We start from the raw sequence: 23494 nt of genomic DNA, 5'->3' as shown, positions 1-23494 counted from the left end.
CCGTGGTAGATGCTCCCACAAACCGCGATACGGCGGCGTTTCGGCCGTCTACGTATCGAAATGGTTTTAGGGCTTTCTGGCTAAAGAAGCCGGTACAGAGCGCCTTAGCGCGTGACCCACACTATGAGTGACAAACCGCACCAGAACTTGGCCATCATCGGCCACGTCGACCACGGAAAGAGTACGCTGGTCGGGCGACTCCTGTACGAGACAGGGTCCGTCCCCGAGCACGTAATCGAGCAGCACCGAGAGGAAGCCGAAGAGAAGGGCAAAGGCGGCTTCGAGTTCGCCTACGTCATGGACAACCTCGCCGAGGAGCGCGAGCGTGGCGTCACCATCGACATCGCCCACCAGGAGTTCGACACCGACGAGTACTACTTCACCATCGTCGACTGTCCGGGCCACCGTGACTTCGTGAAGAACATGATCACGGGCGCCTCGCAGGCCGACAACGCGGTGCTCGTCGTCGCGGCCGACGACGGCGTCGCGCCCCAGACCCGAGAGCACGTGTTCCTCGCCCGCACGCTGGGCATCAACGAGCTCATCATCGGCGTCAACAAGATGGACCTCGTCGACTACGGCGAGGACTCCTACAAGCAGGTCAAAGAAGAGGTTCAGCAGCTCCTCAAGCAGGTTCAGTTCAACTCCGACGACGCGACGTTCATCCCCATTTCGGCCTTCGAGGGCGACAACGTCGCCGACGCCTCGGAGAACACGTCGTGGTACGACGGCCCGACCCTGCTCGAAGCGCTCAACGACCTGCCGGAGCCGCAGCCGCCGACGGACGCGCCGCTGCGCCTGCCGATCCAGGACGTCTACACCATCTCCGGTATCGGGACGGTCCCGGTCGGACGTATCGAAACCGGAACGATGAGTCCCGGCGACAACGTCTCCTTCCAGCCGTCGGACGTCGGCGGCGAGGTCAAGACCGTCGAGATGCACCACGAGGAAGTGCCCCAGGCCGGCCCCGGTGACAACGTCGGGTTCAACGTCCGTGGCATCGGCAAGGACGACATCCGCCGCGGTGACGTCTGTGGCCCCGCCGACGACCCGCCGTCGGTCGCCGAGACGTTCAAAGCGCAGATCGTCGTGATGCAGCACCCCTCGGTCATCACCGCCGGCTACACGCCGGTCTTCCACGCCCACACGGCGCAGGTCGCCTGTACGATCGAGTCGATCGATCAGAAACTCGACCCCGCCTCGGGTGAGGTTGCAGAGGAGAACCCCGACTTCATCCAGTCCGGCGACGCCGCGGTCGTCACCGTGCGACCGCAGAAGCCGCTCAGCATCGAGCCGTCGGGCGAAATTCCGGAGCTCGGTTCCTTCGCCGTCCGCGACATGGGTCAGACCATCGCGGCAGGCAAGGTCCTCGAGGTCAACGAGCGATAGATGCAGCAGGCACGCGTCCGTCTCGCCGGCACGAGCCCGGACGACCTCGACGACATCTGCGACGACGTTCGCGAGATCGCGAACAAGACGGGGGTCAACCTCAGCGGACCGATCCCGCTGCCGACGAAGACGCTCGAAGTGCCCGCGCGAAAGTCCCCCGACGGCGAGGGGACGGCCACCTGGGAGCACTGGGAGATGCGCGTCCACAAGCGTCTCATCGACATCGACGCGGACGAACGCGCGCTCCGCCAGCTGATGCGGATCCAGGTCCCGAACGACGTCAGCATCGAGATCGTCCTCGAAGACTGATCGGTCGGACTCACCGACGACACGACGCCCCCTTTCGACCCGACGTCGCGGTCTCGCGGCGACATAGGGTGTGGCGCTAAGGCGTCGACGTCACTTCGTGGCGTCCCTTCGCAGTGGTGTGATCCGCACCCACGCGAGGGACGAAACAGAAGGTACAAATGACGCGCCGCCTTCGGAGACAATGCGGGCTCGTAGATCAGCGGTAGATCGCTTCCTTCGCAAGGAAGAGGCCCTGGGTTCAAATCCCAGCGAGTCCACTCCCTTCTGGCCTTCTCACGAAGGCTTTGGTTCCTCGCTGGAGAGCGTCTCGCTCGGTATTCTTCGCGGACTCACTCATCTCCGGGACGAACGGCTGCGTTCCTCGGAACCGTCTCGTGAGGGCAGGCCGCTCAGATGTCGACGACTGCGACGGCTGCGACCTCGATGAGACAAGCATCCCGCGTACGACGGGCGTCAAGTAGTCTGCGGCCCCGGACGGTCCACCGGTGTACCGGTCACCATCGCTGCTGCTCGATCCCGACCCACCGCCGGACGCTTGCACTCCGCCACAGTGCCTTTCCGTCGAGTCCGAACATTCTCCTCCAGTAGACTTTTCACACCGTTATCGAATCACGACTGTATGGCAGTGCTCGTGTTTGGGGTGTGGCTTCTCCTGTGGGGTGTCGTCGGATCGTCGCTCGTGATCGCGACGACGACGCCGGCACCGACGACCGCGCTTGGCCTCCTCTTTCAGGCCCCCGGCCAGTTCTATCTGGAAGGGGTCCTCACCCTCCGTCAGTTCGCGCTCCTGACGACGATCCCCTCCCGCTGGACCGACGTCGGCTACGCGGTCGTGGCGATGATACCGCTGTTGATCCACTTTTTGCTGGTCGGTTCCGCGGCCGATTGGACGGTAGAGCGTCCTTCCGACGGTCCCGGGTTCGTCGAGATGATCTTCGTCGTCGGTGCCCCGCTCGCCACACTCGGGCTCATCGGTGCGGCGGCGTTCGAACTCGGCGCGCAGTTGCTCGTCGTCTCGATTATGTCCTTGGGCGTCGGATTCCTCACGCAGTTCCTCGCGAAGGGACTCTCCGCACTCGGGTGATCCACTCACGGCCGGCCGACGCGATCGTGTCGCTGCCAGAGGTAGTAGCCGCCCGCGGGGACCGAGAGCATCCAGACGACGGGCAACAGCACGTTGCAGAGGTGAGCGACGGCCACGCCGGTCCACACTCGACGATCGGGATTCCAGTCGATGTCGCTCTCGCCGACGGCCCGCGCGTCGAGATACAGCGAGAGGCTGAACACCGGAATGAGAAGCACGCCACCGACGAGCGAAAACACGAGGACGAACGGCAGCAGCGCACCGAGAGACGGCGCGACGTCGTAGACGAACGCCGCGTTGCCTGCCGAACCGAAGATCGCGAGTACGACCGGCGCGGAGACGAGGAGAACGCCGTACGTCGCCACCGTGACCGCGACGCCGTAGTACCACCGCGAGACGCGCCCGGGTCGCTGCGCTCCCGTCTCGTGGGTCGCATCTGCCTCGCGGGTGGTGTTCTCGTCAGTGGTATCGTACCACCCGTCACCGTCGTAGACGTCGCTTGCGACGTCGCCGGACGTATCGGTGGAGCGCCACCGTCGCAACAGGTACGCCGAGCCGACGAAGAGGAGCAGCGGCGAGTCGACGAGGGCGAGTCCCGCGATGGGGATCGCGATACCGACGACGCCCCAGAGCCGATAGTTCGGCGACCACGACTCCGCGCTCCGGCCGACAGCGCGGGCGTCGAAAAACAGCGACGCCGCGAACACGGGGATCAACAGCATACCCACCAGGACGAACACCGCGGGGACGAAGTCGAACGCAGTCGGCGACCCGCCCGAGTCCGGGAACAGCAGTTCGAGACCCATCCAGCCGAGGACTTCAAGCAGCGGAGGGAGGACGACGCCGACCCACCAGTCTGAGTCGACCATACGGGTGGCGCGGACGCGAGCGTGAGAACGGTTTCGGTCCCGTCGCCCGTGGCCCGAGTTACTCCCCGGAGACGGCGCTGTCGCTCACCAGGTGAAGCGGTGGGAAAATCGCCCGACGCGCGGTGCGCAGGTAACGGTCAGGTGCCGATCACGCGACGTTGAAGCCCTTGTCGCGGAGGAAGTCCTCGACGCGACCGGTGTGGTTCCCCTGGAGTTCGATCGAGCCGTCCTCGACGGTGCCGCCGCAGGCGAACTTCGACTTCAGATCCGAGGACAGGCTGTCCATATCTACGTCCTTGGGGTCGAACCCTTCGATGACCGTTACCTCTTTTCCGTAGCGGCGCTCGTCGATGCGGATGGTGATCTCCTGGGACTCTTTGGCGACGTCCTCGCAGACGCAAAGTTCCTCAGGGAGTCCGCACGTCGAGCAGACTTCCGACATTACAGTCCGAAACTACAAGATGGGGATATTAAACAGTATCGGGACCCCGACGCGCTCGCATCGCCGCCGGGCGGCCGTTTCCGCGCTCGCGCGCTGCCCCCCGACAGCGTGTCAGCGTCCCCACGACGGATTCATCGGAGGCGTCGAACGATCGGCGTCGACGCGCGGACCAACCGGTTCACCGTCGACACCGCCGCGTCGGCGTCCGTCTCCGTGACACCGTCGGCGTAGCGCGCCCGCTCGTACAGTTCGACGAGGCGCCTGCGCTCCGCCGACTCGGCTTCGTCCGTCGGCAGCGCCTCGATGTAGGCCCGGGGCGTCTCCCCGGGTCGACGCGCTCTGTGCTCGCGTTCGAGGATGGTTTCGAGTCGATCGTAGGCCCGACGAACGTCGGATTCGGGGTCACGGCGGCGCTGGAACTGGACGGAGCCCAGCCTGACCGTTCGGTCCACCAGGGCACTCCTGCGGGCGCCGGCAACGATCCCGACGAGTCCGACGAGCGCGACGGCGAGCGTCCGCCGCGTGGGCAGTGCCGGAATCGGGCCCGATCCATCCTCGGACGCCGCCGTCGGGACGCCGGGGGCCGGTCCACCGACGGACGACGGCGTCGCGTTCGTGGGTCCAGTCGTCGTGATCCCGCCCGGCGTCGACGGGCTCCCGTCGGCGGTCGAACCGGTCGTCACGGCCCCCTCGGCCTGAATCGGGGTCGTCCCGTTCGGCGCGCCGTAGTCGACGTTCGCCGTCCCTCGCTGTTGGGCCTCGGCGACTCTGGCGTTCTCCGCGGTCTGTCGCGGGCCGGACGGTGTCGGATCGAACCGGACCCAGCCGGTGTCGGGGAAGTAGACCTCGACCCAGGCGTGGGAGTTGAGTCCCCGGACGACGTGCGTGCCGTTCCCGAGGTCTTCACCCGCGGTGTAGCCGGTAACGAAGCGCGCCGGAACGCCCTGCGATCGGAGCATCACGACCATCGTCGTCGCGTAGTAGGTGCAGTAGCCGGCGTCCATCTCGAAGAGGAACGAGTCGGCGACGTCCCCGCTCGGCCGCCGAACGCTGAGGGAGTACTCCTTGTTCGCTTCGAGGTACGACTCGACTGCGACAGCCTTGTCGTAGGGAGTCTCCGCGTCGGCCGCGACGGTCGCCGCTCGCTCGCGGACCCGGTCGGTCGTGCTGTCCGGCAACTGGAGGTACGACGCCCGCACGCGGTCGGGGTAGTCCGTCCCGGCCGCCCGGAGTCGCTCCGCCGTCGCGTTCGGAACGCGGCTGGTGACGGTGTAGTTTTCGCCGGGCTGTAGCGTCGTCTCCGGGCGGATACCGCCCTGCGGCGTGACGACCGTGTCGGACGCCACCGGACCCGAGACGTCGACGGGCCGCCACGCCGCCGGCAGGATCGAAATCGGGCCCTCCGCGGTGACGGTCTGTTCGAGTTCCCGCGCCGGCCCCGGCGGACCTCGAAGGCGGTCGTCGTACGGCCGGGCGCTGCCCGTTCGCACCCAGCCGCTGCCCGTGTACCGGTCGTAGGCGGCCGTCTGCCAGTACTCGGCGCGCGGGCTCTCGACGGTGAACCGCACCTCGGGCGAGAGCCGGATGCTCCCGACGATGTCGACGTTGTCCCGGGCGTCGACGAGGCTCCCCTCGACGGTCGGCGCACCGCGGTCCGGCAGGAGCGGCGACCCCGCCGCTCCGGGCACGACCGAGAACGTCGCGGAGACGACGATCATCGCGGCGAGCAGCGCGGTCAACACGTCGGCTTGAGCCAGGCCGCTGCCGTGTCGCTCGAACGTCGACGCCGCGATCATCGTCGTCGCGCCGAGCACGCCGACGACGGTCGTGACGGCGTCGGCGTCGCCGGTCAGCACCACCAGCGCCAGTGCGGTTCCCCCCGCTACCGCCGCCGAGACGTACCGCCGTCTGACCGCGAGGTACCACGAGAGGAAGACCGGGCCGGGGACGACGGCGACCGCCCACACCCCGGCCCCGACGAGGCGGAGGACCGAGAGCCCCGTCAGCAGCGCGACGGTGTCGTCGAGCATTCGATCGGGCGTCAGCAGCTCCACCTGGCTCTGCGGGAGGGCGAAGAGGTACGCCAGAAGACCCAGCACCAGCAGTCCCGACGTGACACCGAGGGCGACGCGGACGCCGACGTACCGGCCGACGAGCGCGGCGAGTGCCAGCGCCGCGACGACGACGACGACGAACTCGGTGCTGCCCCCCACGACGTCCGTGACGCGCCACAGGACGCTCGCGTAGGCTCCCGTCAGTGCGGTCAGCCCCGCGAACGCGAGGACCGAGGCGTCGTCGAGACGCCGGCGCCATCCGCGCGGATTCGACTCGCTCCCCTCGGAGCGAGGATCCCCGGCCGGGTCGCTGCCGATTCCGCCCGCGGTGGTGGGCCTGCGGCCGCCGTCCGTTCTTGATGCGTTCCGACCGCCCTCGCCGGATGCGCGGCCGCCGCTCGTCCCGGAATCGGCAGGGTTCGCCGATCGTTCCGGAGGCGAACTCATCTCTGCGCCTCCCGTGCGGCGCGTTCGCCCGCCTTCTCTCGGTTCCCCCACTGGGACGCCGTCGTCGCTGCGGCGGACTCGGTAGCCGCGCCGTCGCCGACGCCGTCAACCAGCGTCTCGAAGTCGTGTCTGCGGCCGTCGAACCGGATCGACGTCGACTCCGCGCCGGCGACGATTTCGACGTCGACGGAGCGGTTCGGGACGGCCCCGCCCGTCGCGACAGCGAGGTGGTCGAGCAGGTCGCGGGTCCGTCCCGGGGCCGCGTCGACAGTCCCCGTGGGCGTCGCCAGCGTGACGTTCACGCCGTCCCGAACCAGTGAGAGGCAGACCGACGCGGCGGCTTCAGCCATCGCGTCTGCCGAGGTCCGGTTCGTCGCGTCTGCCGCTCGTTCGCTTGTTTCCGCTCTCCTTTGGCTTGTTTCCCCCCTCCGTTCGTTGGTTTTCGCTTCCCCTTCGATCGCTTCCGCTGCTCCTTCGCTCGTCTTCGTCCCTTCGAGCGCCGTGCCTCCCGCGTCGGCGCCGCCGTCGGCCGACGTGGTCCCGGCAGCGACGGTGACGCGCTCGGGATCGGCGTCGGCGGTGAACTCCTGGACCATCAGGTTGTCGCGCTTCGCCGAGGACTTCCAGTGGACGTCCCTGAGGGCGTCCCCCCTGACGTACTCCCGGAGGTTGTCGAACTCGTCCCGTCCGGCCGCGGAACGTGACTGAGACGTCGTCCGGAGGTCCGCCCGAACGGCGCTCGACAGCGCTCGAACGCGCGGGAAAGCGATCACCGCGTCGCGGGTGTCGACCGCGTGGGTCCGCTCGACGAGTCCGAGGACGTCGACCGCGACGACCGACGCCGGGCCGATCTCGTGCTTGCCGCGGTGCCGTGGGGTGATCTCGTAGGAGACGGTCTCGCCGCCGACCGTCGCCTCGATGGCCACGTCACGATCTCCCGTCGTCGCGTCGCCCCCCGGAATCGAATCGCTCTGGACCCCGGCCGGGAGCCGATCCCGAAGCGTCGCGGGGTACGGCTCCGGTGCGTCGAGCGTCACTTCGACCACCCCGGAAGCCCCGGGTTCGTCCGCGGGCGGGAGGCGTCGCTCGACCGTCGGTGCCGGCGTGCGCCAGACCTGCACGACGGCCGCGAGCAGCGCGACCCCGACCGGGAGCACCACGGCGTCGAGCGCCCGCGGGCCGAACACCGCGCCGGCGACGAACGCAGCGGCTCCCACCGCGAGGACGGCGTACCCCCGTCGCGTCGGTCTGATGTTCGGCGTCATCTCGTCTCGTCCGGTTCGGTTCTCGTGCTTCGCGTTCTTTCAGCCGCGCCGCTTCCGCCGCACTCACTCCACGGCGACGTCTTCGAGCGCTTGCTCGACGATCTCCTCGCCGTCGATCTCCGTGTCGGTTCGGATCCGATGACTCAGAACCGTCTTCGCCTCCGTCTGGACATCGTCGGGGAGGACGTGCTCGCGGCCCTCGAACACCGCGCGGGCCTGCGACGCGCGAACGAGCGCGATCGCGCCTCGCGGGCTCACGCCCAGGCGGGCGTGCTTCCGCGTGTACCCCGCGAGCCGAGAGACGTACGCGCGGACGGGTTCGCGAACGGTGACGTCGGCGACGGTCCCGCGTGCGCGGCGGACGTCCTCGACGGAGGCGACGGCGTCGAGCGACTCGATGGGGTGTGTGCCGACGACCCGCCCGAGTAACTCCGTCTCCTCCGCCTCCGTGGGGTACCCCAGCCGGATCTTCTTCGTGAATCGGTCGACCTCGGCGACCGGCAGTTCGTAGGTCCGTCCGGGTTCGACGTCGTTCTGCGTCGCGATGACGGTGAAGGGGTCCGGTACCGGATGGGTGTGGCCGTCGACGGTCACCTGCTGTTCGGCCATCACCTCGAGCAGCGCCGCCTGCGTCTTCGGCGGCGCGCGGTTGATCTCGTCGCCGAGGACGACGTTCGCGAACACCGGTCCCGGTTGGAACTCGAAATCGCGGGTCTTCTCGTTGAACACGCTCACCCCGGTCACGTCCGACGGCAGGAGGTCGGGCGTGAACTGGACCCGGTTGAACGAACAGTCCAGGGAGGTCGCCACCGCGCGCGCCAGCATCGTCTTCCCGACGCCCGGGACGTCTTCGAGGAGGAGATTCCCCCGAGCGAAGAGCGTGACGAGGATGTGTTCGATGGCGTCGCGGTGGCCGACGATGACGCGCTCGACGTTGTCGACGATTCGAGTTGTCAGTTCGGTCGCTTCCTCGACGTCGAGCGGCGCAACCGACGTCGCCTTCGGTTCCGAGTCTGGGACGGCGTCTGCGTCAGTCATGGATAGGGCCAACGAGCGTGCGCCGAGGCCGACGCCGACCGACCTCGGAACGCTATCGTAGATGCATAACTCCCGCGTACACGTAACTCTGCTGGGCGTCTGCGTCGGATCCGAACGGCCGCCGGATTCGGAACTCTCTCTGCCGTCGCGGCGTCGCCGTCACCGCCCGGCGGGTTTCCCGTCCGCTTTTGGTGTTCGACCGCCGTCCGATAGGTATGGAACGGGCGAGGTCCGACGCCGACGACGAATCGCCGGAGCACGCCGTCGCGTCAGATATCGACGCCGACGGTGCCGCAGCCCCCGATTCTGAGTCGGCCGACGCCGCGGACGCCGAGTCGGAGCCACGTCCCGAGGGGCCGCCCGAGAAGATGGTCGCGCGACGCGAGGAACTCACCCCGATGCTCTCGCAGTACCTCGAGCTCTGTGAGGCCCACCCGGACGCGCTCGTGCTCTTCCAGGTGGGCGACTTCTACGAGGCGTTCTGCGAGGCCGCCGAGACGGTCGCCCGCGTCTGCGAGGTCACCCTCACCCAGCGGGAGGACTCCACGGGGACCTACCCGATGGCGGGCATTCCGATCGACAACGCGGCGTCGTACCTCCAGTCGCTGCTCGACGCGGACTTCCGCGTCGCGGTCGCCGACCAGGTCGAGGACGCCGAGGAGGCGTCGGGACTGGTCGACCGCGCGGTGACGAACGTCGTCACGCCGGGGACCGTCGCCGACGACGAACTGCTCGACCGCGCGAGCGCAACGTATCTCGGCGCGCTCGTCGGCGAGGACGCACGTCACACTGCTGAGGACCCTGACGACGGTGCGGCGGCCGCCCTCGCGACGCTGGACGTCTCGACCGGCGAGTGTCAGGTGACGAGCGCTCGCGAGGATCGGATCCGGGACGAACTCGAACGCCTCGCGCCGGCGGAACTCCTCGTCGCGCCCGGGACCGACGTCGACGCCGCGGCGCTCGGGTTCGAGGCGATGGTGACCGAGCACGAGGCGGCGGCGTTCGACCTCGACGAGGCCGACGGGACGCTCTCGGCGTACGTCTCGGAACCGGCGGCCGTCCTCGATTCGCCGGCCGAACGCCGCGCCGTCGGCGCGCTCTTGGCGTACGCGGAGTACACGCAGGGCGGCGACGGCGCGCTCTCGTACGTCTCGCGCGTCCGGCGGTACGACCTGCGGCGCTCGCTCCGCCTCGACGCCAACGCGATGCGCAGCCTCGAGCTGTTCGACTCCCGACACCCCGGCCGCGGGGAGACGCTCCTCGACGCGGTCGACCGGACCGCGTGCGCTCTCGGGCGGCGGAAACTGGAGGCGTGGCTCCGCCGCCCGTTGATCGACCGGGGAGAGATCGAACGCCGACACGACGCCGTCGGCGAACTGCTGGACCGCCCGCTCGCCAGGGAGACCGTCCGCGACCACCTCGCTGGCGTGTACGACCTCGAACGCCTGGCCGCTCGCGTCTCTCGCGAGCGCGCGAACGCCCGCGACCTCCGATCGCTGCAGGCGACGCTCGACACCGTTCCAAAAGTGAAGGCCGCGCTGGAAGACGCCGACTCCGACGCGCTCTGTGACCTTCGCGGATCGCTCGACGAACTGAACGAGGTCCGTGACCTGATCGACCGGGCGATCGTTTCCGATCCGCCGCAGGAGATCACCGAGGGCGGCGTCGTCCGCGAGGGCTTCGACGCGGAACTCGACGAGATCCGCGCGACCGAACGCGAGGGCCGAGAGTGGGTCTCCTCGCTGGAGGAGCGCGAGCGCGAGCGGACCGGCATCGACTCCCTCGAAGTCGGATACAACCAGGTCCACGGCTACTACATCGAGGTGACGAACCCGAACCTGGACCGCGTCCCCGACGACTACACCCGGCGGCAGACGCTGAAGAACGCCGAGCGGTTCTACACGCCGGAGTTGAAGCGCCGCGAGGACGAGATCCTCTCGGCCGCCGAGCGCGCCGACGCCCTGGAGTACGAGGTCTTCTGCGACGTGCGCGCACGGGTTGCCGAAGCCACCGATCGGCTCCAGTCGCTCGCGGAGGCGCTCGCTCGACTGGACGTCCTCGCCGCCTTCGCCGCCGTCGCCGCGGCCGAACACTACGCCCGGCCCGAAATGGGCGCGGAGACGCTGCGGATCGAGGAGGGCCGCCACCCGGTCGTCGAGCGGACGCAGGCGGAGTTCGTCCCCAACGGGATCGACTTCGACGTCGGCCACGTCGCAGTCATCACCGGCCCGAATATGAGCGGGAAGTCGACGTATATGCGGCAGGTCGCGCTGATCAGTCTGCTCGCGCAGGCCGGGTCGTTCGTCCCCGCGGCGTCGGCGGAACTGCCCGTCCTGGACCGGATCTTCACCCGCGTCGGGGCCTCCGACGACATCGCGGGCGGGCAATCGACGTTCATGCGCGAGATGTCGGAACTGACCGACATCCTCCACGACGCCACCGCGGACTCGCTCGTCCTCCTCGACGAGGTCGGCCGCGGCACCTCGACGGCCGACGGCCTCGCCATCGCCCGCGCGACGACGGAGTTCGTCCACAGCGAGGTGGGCGCGACGACGCTGTTCGCGACGCACTACCACGACCTGACCGGCCTCGCGGAGGATCTCCCGAACGCGTTCAACCTCCACTTCACCGTGAGCAAGGGCGACGATGACTCGGCGTCGGCCACGGCGAACGGGAGCACCGACGCCGCGGGAGACTCGGACGTCACCTTCCTCCACCGCGTCGCCGCGGGACCCTCCTCGTCGTCGTACGGCGTCGAGGTCGCGAAACTCGCCGGGGTTCCGGACCGGGTGGTCGAGCGGGCGCGGGAGTACGTCCGGGAGTCGGCGGATGCGGCCTCCCCGGCGGCGAGTGAGGCCTCGACAGCGACGAGCGATTCGTCGTCGACGGGCGAGACGCCGCCGGCGACCGACGGCGAGGCGGCGGCGACGGCGCGGGCGGAACCCGACGGCCGCGACGACACGCTCGCCGCCTACGTCGACGGCATCGACGACCGCGACGGGGTCCGGCGGAGGTCGAACGGAGCGGACGGATCGGACGGATCGAAACTCTCCAACGCCGAACGGGCCGTCCTCGACGAACTCCGCGACGTCGACGTCGCCCGGACGACGCCGCTCGAAGCGCTCAACACGCTGGAGGACCTACGACGCAGACTGGATGAATGACGATTCGGCGGACCCGGTCCCGGAGCGGCGGCCGGTCAGACGCCTCGACGACGCGACGGTCGCCAGCGTCGCCGCCGGCGAGGTGATCACCCGCCCGGCGGACGTCGTCGTCGAACTGATCGAGAACGCCCTGGACGCGGGCGCGACCCGGGTCGACGTCGCCGTCGCGGGCGACGGCACCGACCGGATCCGCGTGAGCGACGACGGCCGCGGGATGAGCCGGCGGGACGCCGAACTCGCGGTCGAACGGCACACCACGAGCAAACTCGCGCCGGGCGAATCGGTCTCCGCGGCCGAGACGCTCGGCTTCCGCGGCGAGGCGCTCGCGAGCGTCGCGACCGTGGCGCGCCTCGAACTCCGGACGAACGACGGCGGCCCGCAGGGGACCCGCGTCGTCGCCGAGTACGGACCCGGCGCGGCCCGGACGGAGCCGGTCGGTCGGGGTCGCGGGACGACGGTCACGGTCCGGGACCTGTTCGCGGAGACGCCCGCGCGCCGGGAGTCCCTCGGCACCTCCCGGACCGAGTTCGCCCGCGTGAGCGACGCCGTCTCCAGATACGCGCTCGTTCGACCGGATGTCGCGCTCTCACTGACGCACGACGGCTCGGAGGTGTTCGCGACGCCCGGGACCGGCGGGTACGACGACGCCCTGCTCGGCGTCTACGACCGCGAGATCGCCGGGCGGGCGGTCGAGTTCGACTCGGTTCAGGGCGTCGATTCCGGAGGTGGCGACGCGGAGCTCGCGCTCTCCGGTGCGGTCGTACAGCCGTCGATCACCCGCGCGCGCCGAGACCACAGTTACGTCGCCGTCGACGGCCGACCCGTCGACAACGAGCGACTCGGGCGCGCCGTCGTCGAAGGATACGGCGACCTGCTTCCCGACGACCGCGCGCCGATCGCCGTCGTCTCGGTCTCGACCCCCGATTCGTGGGTCGACCACAACGTCCACCCCCGGAAGCGGGATGTCCGGCTCCGCGCCCCCGACGACGTCGAACGGGCGGTCGAATCCGCCGTGAGCGACGCGCTCTCGACGGCCGACAGACGAGGGGCGGACGACCTCTCGATGGCCCTCGACGACTCGTTGGAACCGCTTTCGGACGCAGAATCGGCGTTCGACGAGGTCGCCGTGATCGGGCAGTTCCGCGGACTCTACCTCCTCTGTGAGCGCGAGGACGACCTCCTCGTCGTCGATCAGCACGCGGCGCACGAGCGGGTGAACTACGAGCGGCTTCGCGAGGCCGTCGCCGGCGAGACGCCCACGTCGCCGATCGACCCGCCGGCGCGCGTCGAACTGACGCCGGCGCAGTTCGCGACGGTCCAGGCTTCGAGCGACGAACTCGCCGCACTCGGCTACGACCTCGATCCGTTCGGCGAGACGACGGTCCGGGTCCGATCGGTCCCCGCGCCGATGGGTCGGGTCGCGGCCCCCGAGAGCGTTCGCGACGCCGCGGACGCGATCCGCGACGGGTCGACGCCCGAGGTCGGGAGAGACGATCTGTTGAAGGACCTCGCGTGTCACCCCTCGCTGAAGGCGGGCGACGAACTCTCCGACGAGCGGGCCGCGGCGCTCCTCGAACGGCTGGGCGCGTGCGAGAACCCATACGCCTGTCCGCACGGCCGTCCGACCGTGCTCACCGTCGAGGAGGAGACGCTCGTACGAGGGTTCGGCAGGCGGGGAACGCGGATGGGGTGACTCCCCCGTCGGCGACGCGGCGCTCGTCCTACCACTCTTTGCAGTCCGCACAGACGCGTTCGTCCTCTTGGATCCAGAGTCGGTCGACGGTTCGGCCGCAGGCGGGACACTCGAGGCTCTCCGGGTCCCATTGGTACGTCGCCGTCGCGGGTTCGACGTCGGCGACCTCGATCGAATCGGCTGGATCGTCTACTTCACTATCTTCCGATTCTTTGACTTCGCTGTCGTCCGACTTTCCGACTTCGCTGTCGTCCGTCGACGTGTGATCTTCTGCGTCTGTCGAGTCTCGTTCAGTCGGATCCGAACCGCCGTCCGCCGGTTCGGACGAACCGCTCGCGTCGCCGGTCGCGAACTCGTCCAGCGAGCGATCCCGCGTCATAGCTCACCGAAGCGGCGGGAGCGGCTTAGCGGTGGCGACTCCGCTCGGGGAGTTCCACACACACATATACGATGCGGACCAACCCCCGGTATGGTCACGGTCATCGACTTCGTCGTGCAGTTGCTCACGAGCGTCGTCAGCCTCGTCGAAATCTTCCTCACGGACGTCCTTCTCGGCGTCGACCCGATCACGGCGATATCCTTCCTCGTCGGGGCCGGCCTGACGACCGCCGCAGTCGCCGTCCTCGGGTACCTCGCCCTTGGCGCGCTGGTGAATCAGCTGACGGGCCTCGGTTCGAGCGCGCGCGAATCGACGCCCGAGCGCGCCGCGCGGTAACGACCGTTCGCCGCGCGGCACCGACGACTCACCTCGCGCTTTTTTTCGGCTGCGTTCACTCGTTCGACCACGCCCGGATCGCCCGCCGGACGACGTCGGTCTCGATCTCACGGAAGTGCGCGTCGCTCTCGCCGTGGTCGCCCCACTCGAAGCCGCGGACCACCACGACGGGCGTGCCGCCGTCGCCCTCGCCGGCGAGCAGGTTCGCCGCCGCGGCGAGTTCGTCGGCGACGTTCTCGACGGCGACGCCGAGTTCGCGGCCGTCGCGGTCGGTCTCGCCCCGCCAGTCGCGACCGGGTGCGAGGCCGGCCCAGCCGATAGCGACGCCGCGCTGGCCCTCCCGGAACGGCCGCCCGCAGGTGTCGGTGACGAGCACGCGATCCGCCGGGAGTCGCTCCCGGATCCGCTCGGCGCTCTCGGACGGCCGCTCCGGCAGCAACAGCAGGTCGCCGTCCGGCGCGTTCGAGCGGTCGATGCCGGCGTTGACGCCGACGTGTCCGAACCGCGTCTCAGTCAGGAGGAACGGCGTCTGGATCAGTACCTCGACGCTCTCCTCGAGGACGGCCTGGACGAACCGGGGATCCGTCTCCTCGCCGGCGTGCTCGGTCAGCGTCGCGGCCACCTCCCGCGCCCGCGGCCCGGCCGGAAACGCCGAGAGGTCGGCGCTTCGGCCCTCTGCCTTCGAGACGACTGTCGAGGCGACGCAGACCACGTCGTCGGGACGGAGGTCGACGCGCTCGCGGATCAGCGCGGCGAGGTCGTGGCCCGGCCGTACCTCCGGAAGGTCGGGGACGACGAACACTTCCATACGACGAGGAGCGCGCCCGCGGACAAAAAGCGAACAGGTGCGGGCCAGCGTCGCCGGTAGGTCGAACAGGGACGGATTCTGACGCGACGGATTCTTACTCGCTTTCGTCCCGGTGCAGCGTCACCGACACCGACTCGCCCTCGACCGTCGCGACGTACATCGTCGCCGCCGCTCCCGGCGGTGCCCCGGTCGCAGTTCCGGGATTGAGCAGCCGAACGCCGTCGACGACCGCGTCGAGGACCTCGTGGGTGTGTCCCGAGACGCCGATGGCCTCCGGACCGCCCTCCTCGCGCACCGTTTCGGCGACCCGGGACTCGTACCCGTGCCGGGATCCCGCCCCGTGCGTGACGACAAACGTAACGCCCTCGACGCGGAGCGTCTCGACGACCGGCAGGTCGAACGACCGGGGGTCGATGTTGCCGACGACGGCCGTCAGCGACTCCTCGCCGCCGGCGAGTTCGACGACCCGTTCGTACGCGGCCGCGCTATCGAAGTCGCCGGCGTGGACGACGTGGTCGGCGGCGCGGATCCGTTCCTCGACCCACCCGGGGACGGCGTCGGCACGGGACGGCACGTGCGTGTCGCTGACGAGCGCGAGTTCGACGGCCATATCCGAACCAGGAGAGCCACCGAAAAGACGTTTCGCCCCGAGCGCCAAGGGAACGAGGATGGCACACGTGGTCACGTGCTTCGTTCGGGAACGCGGGAAAGTGCTACTCACCCGCCGGAGCGACGCGGTCGGCACGTACCGAGGACGCTGGGCGGGCGTCTCGGGCTACGTCGAGAGCGATTCCGCCGATCCCGAGAACGGTTCCCTCGACGCCGAGCGCGACGCCCGCCGCGAGCTCCGGGAAGAGATCGGTCTGCCGGACGACGACCTCGAACTCGTCCGGACGGGCGAGACGATCGACGTCGACGACGCTGAGGGCTCCTTCGTCGTGCATCCGTTCCTCTTCGAGAGCGACACCCGCGAGGTGACGACCAACGAGGAACTCGCCGCGGTCGAGTGGGTCGATCCGACCGCGATTCGGGAACGAGAGACGGTCCCGCGCCTCTGGGAGACCTGGCGACGCGTCGCTCCGACCGTCGGGACAGTTCGGACGGATCGAACCCACGGATCGGCGTGGATCGCCGCTCGCGCGCTCGAAGTCCTCCGCGACGCGGCCGCCGAGGCGGGCGAGGATGCGACCGACTGGGACGACGTTCTCGGCGTCGCCGGCGACCTCCGGGACGCTCGCCCGGAGATGGCGGCCGTCGCCAACCGCGTGAATCGCGTCGTCGCCGGCAGTCGCCGTGGAAACGACGACTGCGACCGCCTGGTCGAACGGGCGATCGACGCGCTCGCATCGGCGTTCGAGGCCGACGACGCGGCGGCGAGGACGGCCGCGACGCGCCTTCGAGACGACGGAACGACCGCGGTTGCGACGCTCTCGCGTTCGGGGACGGTTCGGGAGGCGATCGCGGAACTGACGACTGCCAACGGTCGGCCGTTCGCCGAACTCGTCGTCGCCGAATCGCGCCCCGAGCGGGAGGGCGTCGGCGTCGCGGAGTGGGCCGCTCGCGAGACGGACGCGACCGTGACGCTGACGACGGAAGCCGGGCTTCCGACGGCGCTCGCCGCCCGCGACGTCGGCGCGGTCCTCGTCGGTGCCGACTCGATCCGCCCGAACGGCGACGTGGTGAACAAGACCGGGACGCGCGTGCTCGCGCTCGCGGCGTGGGACCTCGACGTACCGCTCTACGCCGTGGCCTCGAAGGACAAGGTGTGGCCGGCGAGCGACGGTCGCGACGCGGCACCCGCCGTTCCCGACGTCGATTCGCCTGCCGACGCCGTGTACGACGGCGACGCTGAGGTCACCGTCCACGCCCCGACGTTCGAGGTGACGCCCGCGGCGCTCGTCGACGGCGTCGCGACCGAGGCGGGACTCCTGGACGACGCCGCGATCCGGGAGGTGGCGGCTGCACACGCCGCCAACGCGTCCTGGGGGGAGTGACGGACGCGGCCTGAAAACGGCTCTGGCCGATCGACACCGCCCGCGCAGCGCTCGAAGCGAGGGATACTTCACCCGTGCGCGCCGATTCGAACCCGGTGGCGATGACGAGGGTTACCCCCACTCAGCCCCTTGTGATGACACCTTCTCACCGAGCCACCGTTACTCCCGAGCCGTCGAGCGCGCCGCCTAACTGACGAACTTCAACAGGTCGTCGCGCTTCTGCTCGTGAAACCGGGTCCGGAGCGCCTCGTTCAGCGCGTCGATGTCGCCCCGCTTCGCGCTGATCGGTGCGATCGTTTCGCGCCACTGCTTCCACGGCGGGTGGAGTCCGAGCCGGTCGCACAGGTCGTCCAGTCGCTCGTCGCGGTCGTCGACCTTGTCCATCTTGTTCACGGCGACGATCGTCGGGACGTCCAGGTCCCAGAGGAAGTGAAACAGTTCGACGTCGTGGGGGATCTCGTCGGGACCGGAGTGCCGGTCGATAATATCGATGACGCTCTTCCCGTCGACGACGAGAACGGCCGCGAGGACGTCGTCGGCGTTCGATTCGATGTAGCGAACGAGGTCGGTCTTGATCTGCTCGCGGCGCTCCTCCTCGACGCCGGACATGAAGCCGAAGCCGGGGAGGTCGGTGAACATGAAGTTCTCCGAGGTCCAGTCGAAGTGGTTCGGCGACCGCGTCACGCCGGGCTTTCCACCGGTGGTGAACTTCGAGTGGCCGGTCAACTCCCGCATCAGCGTCGACTTCCCGACGTTCGACCGGCCGACGAGGACGACCTCCTCGCGGTCCGGGCGATCTTCGAACATAGCGGAGGAAGGCCGTCGTCGGGGTTAACGCTGACGTTCGCGGGGTGTTCGACTATCTTGCCTCCGAGACGCTACAGCAACCCTTCCTCACGCGCCAGCAATACGCCCTCGAGCGTGGCGTCGTTCATCGCCTCCGAGCGCGCGACGTCGAGCGCCTCCGAGACCGGGACCGAGTGTACCGAGAGGAACTCGTTTTCGTCCAGGTCGCGCTCGACGGGCGTGAGGTCCGTCGCGAACACCAACCCGCGGCGGTGTCTGAGCACACCGGTCGAACACCAGAAATCCTCCAAGAGGGCGACGCTGCCGGCCTCGAAGCCGGTCTCCTCACGGAGCTCCCGCGCCGCGGCCGTCGTGAACGACTCCCCGGCCTCGACGATTCCCGCGGGCAGTTCCAGTTGCGTCTCCCGGACCGTCGGCCGGTACTGCTCGACGAACACGAGCGAGTCGTCCTCGACGGCGACGACGACGACGGCGGTCGCGAGTTCCGCCCAGTAGTAGCGCTTCGTCGATCCGTTCGGCTGCTCGACGAGGTCGTAGCCGCCGGTGTACCAGCCCGTCTCGTACTCCGTCGCGGACTCGTCGACGGGCCACTCGGGGTCGGGCAGCGGTTCGTGTCTGCGTCCGTCGTCGGTCATACGCCCTCCTCGGTCTCGACGGGGCTTAACCGTGGTCACTCCTCGGCCGATGTCGACTCGCCGTCCTCGAAGCGCGGCCGGTAGACCCGAGCGAAGGCCTGTCGGCGGAGCGTTCCGACGGCCGCCTCGCGTTCGTTCTGGTAGGTCGCGGCGACGACCGTCTCGGCGAACGGGGCGGCGTGCCAGACGACCCGGTCGACGTCCTCGCTGCCGAGTTCGATGACCTCGTAGTCGGCGTGGGCGTCGGTCCAGTCGTCGAACTCCTCGCGGGTGCCGACAGTGACGGCGAGTCGCTCGGCGAAGAGCACGTTTCGCGCCCGCTCGACGACCTCTCCGGTCACGCGCTCGCGGTACTCCTCGCGGTCGAACTCCATCGCCTTCGCCGCCTCGCGGACGACCTGCTGTGCGGTCGGTCCGGCGTCTTCGAAGGCCTCAGTCGCCTCCGCGATCGACTCCGGCGACAGCGTTCCCTCGGTCTCCATACCCGTTCGTCGGCGACTCGCGCACAAACGCTTTCGGTCTCGCCTCCCACGCGGTACCGCTGCGGCCGTTCGTTTCCCGGCCTTCGAATCGACCAGCGAGAGTTCATATACGAGAGCGGGACCACCGACGTCGTGATCTGAACGCGACCCCGCGCCGCTCAGCGGTCGTTCGGCACGTCGGCGCGGGGACGGTGGCCGAGCGCCAGCCACGGTGTGCCGACTGTTCGCCAAAAACCGTCCGACAGCTACGGGTTCGTCGCGTTTGCGTCTCGCGCGTCACTCGGCGTCGCAGTCCGCGGCGTCGTCGCCAGCCTCGTCGGCGTCATTCGTCCTCTCGGTGCCCTCGTCGGCGGACGCTCCCTCGTCACGTCCTGCAGCGTCCGACGCGAGCATCTCGGCCGTCATCGCCCGCGCCTCCTCGAGCACGCTCCTCGTCTCCTCGTCGAGCCTCCCGCTCCCCGTCGCGGCCGCGGCCTCCGGGTCGATACCGGCGGGCCGTTCCCCTCCGATAGCTTCCTGTTGGTCTCGGTGCCCGTGCTCGGCGTGGTCGTGCGTGTGCGCGGTGTCCTCGAACACCTGGTCGTAGTCCGCCTCCGCCGCGAGTTCGGCGACTTTCGGGGCGAGCTCCGCCTCGCCGTGCGCCGACCAATCGTCGACGTGCTCGTCGAGCCACGCCTCGTGCTCGTCGCCGTGGACCATCGCGGTGAACGCCAGGTGGTTCGCGAGGTGCGTCGCGTCCTGCTGGGGGATCTCACAGACGGGACAGGCGAAACCCATAGCCGCAGGTACGTCGCAGGCGTACAAGGATGTGTGGTTCCGCCCCTCTCCGGCGGTCGAGTCGTCGCGTCTCACTCCGAGGCGTGCCACGCCTCGACGTCGACGACGAGAATCAGCGCGTCCTCGCCGTCGCCGTAGTACCGCGGCACTCGCCGCGTCGGTTCGAAGCCCTCGTCGCGGTACAGCGAGCGGGCGGCGTCGTTGCCCTCGCGGACTTCGAGTTTCACGACGGCCGCGCCCGCGAGCGCGAGGCCGAACAGCGCTTCGCGGAGGAGGCGACGGCCGACTCCCTCGCCGCGCGCGTCCGGGCGGACCGCGAGGTCCTTGATGTGGCCGATGTCGCGGCCGTGGTTCGGCATCACGTCGCCGACGACGTAGCCGAGCAGGGTGTCGTCGCCGTCGACGCCCGGCCCGACGGCGACCAGGAACGCCGGCGCGTCCAGCACTGACTCGAACGCGGCGTACGGCCACGGGTCCGAGAAGGACTCCCGCTCGATCCGGAGCACGTCGAGTAAGTCCGCGCGGTCGGCGGGCCGGACGGTGACGGCCGGGGTCGCACCGAGATACGCGTCCGCTCCCGACGGGCGGTCGCCCTCCTCGCCTCCGGACGGTTCGCTCACGACGTAGGCTAGGGGGCTGCGTGGCAAAAATCCGCTGGCTTCCCGTCGAATCCGTTCGGACCCGCTCCGCTCGTCCGCATTACCCGTCGAGCGCCGCCGCTCCGAAACCGCGTCGAAAGAATTGAGAACGTGTCGAGGGCGTCGGGACCGAGACGGACTCGGCCGCTCAGTCGTCGGCGGGGGCCGCGCCGCCGCTCTCGTCGGCGTACTGCTCCTTCGTGAGGCGGAGCTTGCCACCGGCCTCGAGGATGCCGCGTTCGCGCTCGGAGGCGTTGAGTTCGGCGGTGGCCTCCCAGTCGTCGTTCACGCGGATCGTGAACTCGGTCTCGCCGGCGGCGACGGCCTCGGCGACGTCGGTGACGATTTCGACGTCGTCACCCTGGTCGATCTGCTCGTACGTCTCCTCGTCGATCGACAGCGGAACGATCCCGAAGTTGAACAGGTTCGCCTTGTGGATGCGGGCGAACGACTGCGCGAGGACGGCCTCGATACCCAGGTACTGCGGGCACATCGCGGCGTGTTCCCGCGAGGAGCCCTGGCCGTAGTTCTCGCCCGCGACGAGGACGCCGCCGGGGGAGTCGAGCGCGCGCTGTGCGAACGTGTCGTCGACGCGCGAGAGCGTGAATTCCGAGAGCTTCTCGATGTTCGAGCGGTACTTGAGGATGTCCGAGGTGGCCGGGATGATGTGGTCCGTCGTGATGTTGTCCTCCATCTTCAGGAGCACCTCTCCCCGGATGTCGGCCTCGAGCGGTTCGCCGATCGGCGCGGAGCCGATGTTCGGCCCCTTGACGAGTTCGTCGTCGACGGCCTCGTCGGGCTCGATGATATCGGTCTTCGAGCCGTCGTACTTCTCGGGAAGCTCGAAACCGGGCGCCTCGAGGTCGCCGAGTTCCTCGGCGAGATCCCGTGGGTCGACGAGTTCGCCCTTGATCGCCGCTGCGGCGGCGACTTCCGGGGACGAGAGGAAGACGGAGTCGTCTTCGATGCCCGAGCGGCCCTCGAAGTTCCGGTTGAACGTCCGCACGGAGACCGAGTCCGAGGAGGGGACGTGACCGATTCCGATACAGGCACCGCAGGTCGCCTCCGAGAAGTTGACGCCGGCCGCCATCATCTCGGCGGTCCAGCCCTGGCGGGCGAGGATCTCCGAGGCCTGCTTCGAGCCGGGGGCGACGATCATCTCGGTCTTCATATCGATCTCGCGGCCCTTCAGCATCTTCGCGGCCGGCAGGATGTCCTCGTAGCCGCCGTTCGTACAGGAGCCGACCATCACCTGTTCGACGGACTCGCCCGCGACCTCGCGGACGGGTACGACGTTGTCCGGCATCGACGGCTTCGCGACGAGCGGCTCGATCTCCGAGAGATCGATGACGAGTTCGTCGGCGTATTCGGCGTCCTCGTCGGGCGAAAGCTCGACGTACTCGTCCTCGCGACCCTGTCGGGCGAGGTAGTCCTCCGTCTTCTCGTCGGTCGGGAAAATCGAGGAGGTCGCGCCGAGTTCCGTGCCCATATTGGTGATCGTCGTCCGCTCCGGCACGGAGAGCGTCTCGACGCCGGGGCCGGTGTATTCGAAGACCTTGCCGACGCCGCCCTTCACGGAGAGGCGTCGCAGCATCTCGAGGATGACGTCCTTCGCGCTCGACCACTCGGGGAGTTCGCCTTCAAGGCGAACGTTGACGACTTCCGGCATCTCGACGAAGTACGCGCCGCCGCCCATCGCGACGGAGATGTCGAGGCCACCCGCACCGATCGCGAGTTGGCCGAGACCGCCGGGGGTCGGCGTGTGGGAGTCAGAACCGAGCAGCGTCTTGCCGGGCGCGGCGAAGTTCTCTTTGTGGACGTTGTGGCAGATGCCGTTGCCCGGACGGGAGAAGTACGCGCCGTAGGTGCCGGCCGCAGACCGCAGGAACCGGTGGTCGTCGGTGTTCTTGAAGTCGAACTGGTAGGTCTGGTGGTCGCAGTACTGCGCCGCGAGCTCAGTCTGGACCTCGTCGAGTTCCAGCGCCTCGAACTGCAGCCACACCATCGTTCCGGTCGTGTCCTGTGCGAGAACCTGGTCGATCTCGATCCCGATCTCCTCGCCGGGTTCGAGGTCGCCCTCGACGAGGTGGTCGTCGAGGATTTTTTCCGTGAGCGTCTGTCCCATAACACCGGAGAATCGACCGTCTACGATTATAAATCCCGCGTGTTTGAGGTCGGAGATATGTCCCTTATACACATAGTAGGTCCTAATTCGATACGAATAGTCAGCGTCGCAGTCGGTCGATTTCACGCTCGCAGAACGACAGCAAGGGTTCTGAGGTACGAGCCCACCCCTGTCGCGATCCATCGGGCGAATGCTACCTCCGCGAAATACTGCTCCGTCTGCGACGGGAACAACCGGCGAGAGAGCGATACGGTTTTGCGCGCGGCATTCGCGCTTCCGGTATGTTCCGCTCAGGCCACTTCGTCGCCTCGCAGATCGAGTCAGTCTCCGACGCGCAGATACAGCCGAACGGCGTCGACCTCACTCTCGGCGATGTCCTCGAACAGGTCGAAGCCGGCCGCGTTGGAGTCGACGGCAAGACCGTCGGCGACCGCGAACCCGTCGAGAGCGACGCCGACGGATTCGACCTCGATCCGGGCGGTTACATCCTCCAGTACGCGGAGACGATTTCGATCCCCGAGGACCACGTCGGATTCCTCTACCCCCGCTCGACCCTGATGCGGAACTCGTGTATGCTCAACACGGCCGTCTGGGACGCCGGCTACGAGGGGAAAGGCGAAGGGCTCCTGCAGGTCCATCACCCGATCCGACTCGAACGCGGCGCGCGGATCGCGCAGCTCGTCTTGGCGGAGGCCGGCCACGAAGACGTCTACGCGGGGACGTATCAGGGCGAACGAACCGACGAGGAACCGTAACGCT

General features: G+C 68.8%; 22 protein-coding genes and 1 tRNA gene. 9 read left to right on the top strand and 14 right to left on the bottom strand.

What is annotated here, in order from left to right; translation table 11 throughout:
* The first annotated feature begins 123 nt into the window (after positions 1-123).
* The 4 genes from tuf to NO360_RS05385 all read left to right on the top strand — a co-directional run bounded on the left by tuf (position 124) and on the right by NO360_RS05385 (position 2782).
* Complete coding sequence (tuf, locus tag NO360_RS05400) at positions 124-1389, top strand: translation elongation factor EF-1 subunit alpha (protein WP_256306523.1); 1266 nt, start codon at positions 124-126, stop codon at positions 1387-1389.
* A complete protein-coding gene (gene rpsJ / locus NO360_RS05395) occupies positions 1390-1698 on the top strand; it encodes a 30S ribosomal protein S10 (protein WP_049985148.1) in 309 nt (102 codons plus the stop codon). It begins immediately after the preceding gene.
* A 185-nt stretch (positions 1699-1883) separates the two neighbouring features.
* Positions 1884-1955 (top strand) — tRNA-Ala (locus tag NO360_RS05390).
* Between the two features lie 362 nt (positions 1956-2317).
* Positions 2318-2782 carry a hypothetical protein gene (locus NO360_RS05385; protein WP_256306521.1) on the top strand — a complete coding sequence of 155 codons (465 nt, stop codon included), beginning with the start codon at positions 2318-2320 and terminating at the stop codon, positions 2780-2782.
* Positions 2783-2787: 5 nt separating this feature from the next.
* Here NO360_RS05385 and NO360_RS05380 read toward each other — a convergent pair whose 3' ends face one another.
* The 5 genes from NO360_RS05380 to NO360_RS05360 all read right to left on the bottom strand — a co-directional run bounded on the left by NO360_RS05380 (position 2788) and on the right by NO360_RS05360 (position 8897).
* The gene (locus NO360_RS05380) at positions 2788-3651 is read right to left on the bottom strand and encodes a hypothetical protein (protein ID WP_256306520.1); all 864 of its coding nucleotides are present in this window, start codon (positions 3649-3651) and stop codon (positions 2788-2790) included.
* Between the two features lie 148 nt (positions 3652-3799).
* Positions 3800-4093 (bottom strand): stress response translation initiation inhibitor YciH, encoded by a 294-nt coding sequence (yciH, locus tag NO360_RS05375; RefSeq protein ID WP_049985144.1) that lies wholly within the window; start codon positions 4091-4093, stop codon positions 3800-3802.
* Positions 4094-4224: 131 nt separating this feature from the next.
* Entirely contained in the window at positions 4225-6594 is a 2370-nt protein-coding gene (locus tag NO360_RS05370; protein WP_256306518.1) for a transglutaminase TgpA family protein, read from the bottom strand.
* A complete protein-coding gene (locus NO360_RS05365; RefSeq protein ID WP_256306516.1) occupies positions 6591-7859 on the bottom strand; it encodes a DUF58 domain-containing protein in 1269 nt (422 codons plus the stop codon). Before NO360_RS05365 ends, NO360_RS05370 begins: the two co-directional genes overlap by 4 nt.
* A 63-nt stretch (positions 7860-7922) precedes the next feature.
* On the bottom strand, positions 7923-8897 hold the full coding sequence (locus tag NO360_RS05360; RefSeq protein WP_256306515.1) for an AAA family ATPase: 975 nt from the start codon (positions 8895-8897) through the stop codon (positions 7923-7925).
* 368 nt (positions 8898-9265) lie between these two features.
* Between NO360_RS05360 and mutS the strand changes: the two genes are divergently transcribed.
* Together mutS and mutL are read left to right on the top strand one after the other, a co-directional pair.
* Positions 9266-12061, top strand: coding sequence for a DNA mismatch repair protein MutS (gene mutS / locus NO360_RS05355; RefSeq protein WP_256307104.1), 2796 nt, complete (start codon positions 9266-9268; stop codon positions 12059-12061).
* The gene (mutL, locus tag NO360_RS05350) at positions 12054-13754 is read left to right on the top strand and encodes a DNA mismatch repair endonuclease MutL (RefSeq protein ID WP_256306514.1); all 1701 of its coding nucleotides are present in this window, start codon (positions 12054-12056) and stop codon (positions 13752-13754) included. The genes mutS and mutL overlap by 8 nt, the downstream gene beginning before the upstream one ends.
* Positions 13755-13782: 28 nt before the next feature.
* Here the strand turns inward: mutL and NO360_RS05345 are convergent, their stop codons facing one another.
* On the bottom strand, positions 13783-14133 hold the full coding sequence (locus tag NO360_RS05345; protein ID WP_256306513.1) for a DUF7573 domain-containing protein: 351 nt from the start codon (positions 14131-14133) through the stop codon (positions 13783-13785).
* 90 nt (positions 14134-14223) lie between these two features.
* Here NO360_RS05345 and NO360_RS05340 point away from each other — a divergent pair, with 90 nt between their 5' ends.
* Positions 14224-14469, top strand: a complete 246-nt coding sequence (locus NO360_RS05340; protein WP_256306512.1) for a DUF8024 family protein — start codon at positions 14224-14226, stop codon at positions 14467-14469.
* A 55-nt stretch (positions 14470-14524) separates the two neighbouring features.
* Here NO360_RS05340 and NO360_RS05335 read toward each other — a convergent pair whose 3' ends face one another.
* A complete protein-coding gene (locus NO360_RS05335) occupies positions 14525-15277 on the bottom strand; it encodes a coenzyme F420-0:L-glutamate ligase (protein ID WP_256306511.1) in 753 nt (250 codons plus the stop codon).
* A 94-nt stretch (positions 15278-15371) separates the two neighbouring features.
* The gene (locus NO360_RS05330; RefSeq protein WP_256306509.1) at positions 15372-15887 is read right to left on the bottom strand and encodes a metallophosphoesterase family protein; all 516 of its coding nucleotides are present in this window, start codon (positions 15885-15887) and stop codon (positions 15372-15374) included.
* Between the two features lie 58 nt (positions 15888-15945).
* On the opposite strand from NO360_RS05330, the gene NO360_RS05325 reads away from it, so the two are divergent.
* Positions 15946-17271 carry an eIF2B alpha/beta/delta subunit family protein gene (locus NO360_RS05325; protein ID WP_256306507.1) on the top strand — a complete coding sequence of 442 codons (1326 nt, stop codon included), beginning with the start codon at positions 15946-15948 and terminating at the stop codon, positions 17269-17271.
* Positions 17272-17457: 186 nt separating this feature from the next.
* Here the strand turns inward: NO360_RS05325 and engB are convergent, their stop codons facing one another.
* The 6 genes from engB to NO360_RS05295 all read right to left on the bottom strand — a co-directional run bounded on the left by engB (position 17458) and on the right by NO360_RS05295 (position 22735).
* A complete protein-coding gene (gene engB / locus NO360_RS05320) occupies positions 17458-18078 on the bottom strand; it encodes a GTP-binding protein EngB (protein WP_256306506.1) in 621 nt (206 codons plus the stop codon).
* A 71-nt stretch (positions 18079-18149) separates the two neighbouring features.
* The gene (locus NO360_RS05315) at positions 18150-18713 is read right to left on the bottom strand and encodes an NUDIX hydrolase (protein ID WP_256306505.1); all 564 of its coding nucleotides are present in this window, start codon (positions 18711-18713) and stop codon (positions 18150-18152) included.
* Positions 18714-18748: 35 nt separating this feature from the next.
* Entirely contained in the window at positions 18749-19195 is a 447-nt protein-coding gene (locus NO360_RS05310; RefSeq protein WP_256306504.1) for a DUF5809 family protein, read from the bottom strand.
* Positions 19196-19471: 276 nt separating this feature from the next.
* Entirely contained in the window at positions 19472-19972 is a 501-nt protein-coding gene (locus NO360_RS05305; protein WP_256306503.1) for a DUF5810 domain-containing protein, read from the bottom strand.
* Positions 19973-20043: 71 nt separating this feature from the next.
* Positions 20044-20478 carry a GNAT family N-acetyltransferase gene (locus NO360_RS05300; protein ID WP_256307103.1) on the bottom strand — a complete coding sequence of 145 codons (435 nt, stop codon included), beginning with the start codon at positions 20476-20478 and terminating at the stop codon, positions 20044-20046.
* A gap of 280 nt (positions 20479-20758) precedes the next feature.
* Positions 20759-22735: an aconitate hydratase gene (locus NO360_RS05295; RefSeq protein WP_256306502.1), complete on the bottom strand. Its 1977-nt coding sequence runs from the start codon at positions 22733-22735 to the stop codon at positions 20759-20761.
* Positions 22736-23016: 281 nt separating this feature from the next.
* Between NO360_RS05295 and NO360_RS05290 the strand changes: the two genes are divergently transcribed.
* Positions 23017-23490 carry a deoxyuridine 5'-triphosphate nucleotidohydrolase gene (locus NO360_RS05290; RefSeq protein WP_256306501.1) on the top strand — a complete coding sequence of 158 codons (474 nt, stop codon included), beginning with the start codon at positions 23017-23019 and terminating at the stop codon, positions 23488-23490.
* Positions 23491-23494: the final 4 nt, after the last annotated feature.

The sequence above is a fragment of the Halobellus litoreus genome (assembly GCF_024464595.1).
Classification (GTDB): Archaea; Halobacteriota; Halobacteria; order Halobacteriales; family Haloferacaceae; genus Haloquadratum; species Haloquadratum litoreum.
Note: the sequence above shows the minus strand (reverse complement) of the source record. Positions and strands in the feature narration are given on the sequence as shown.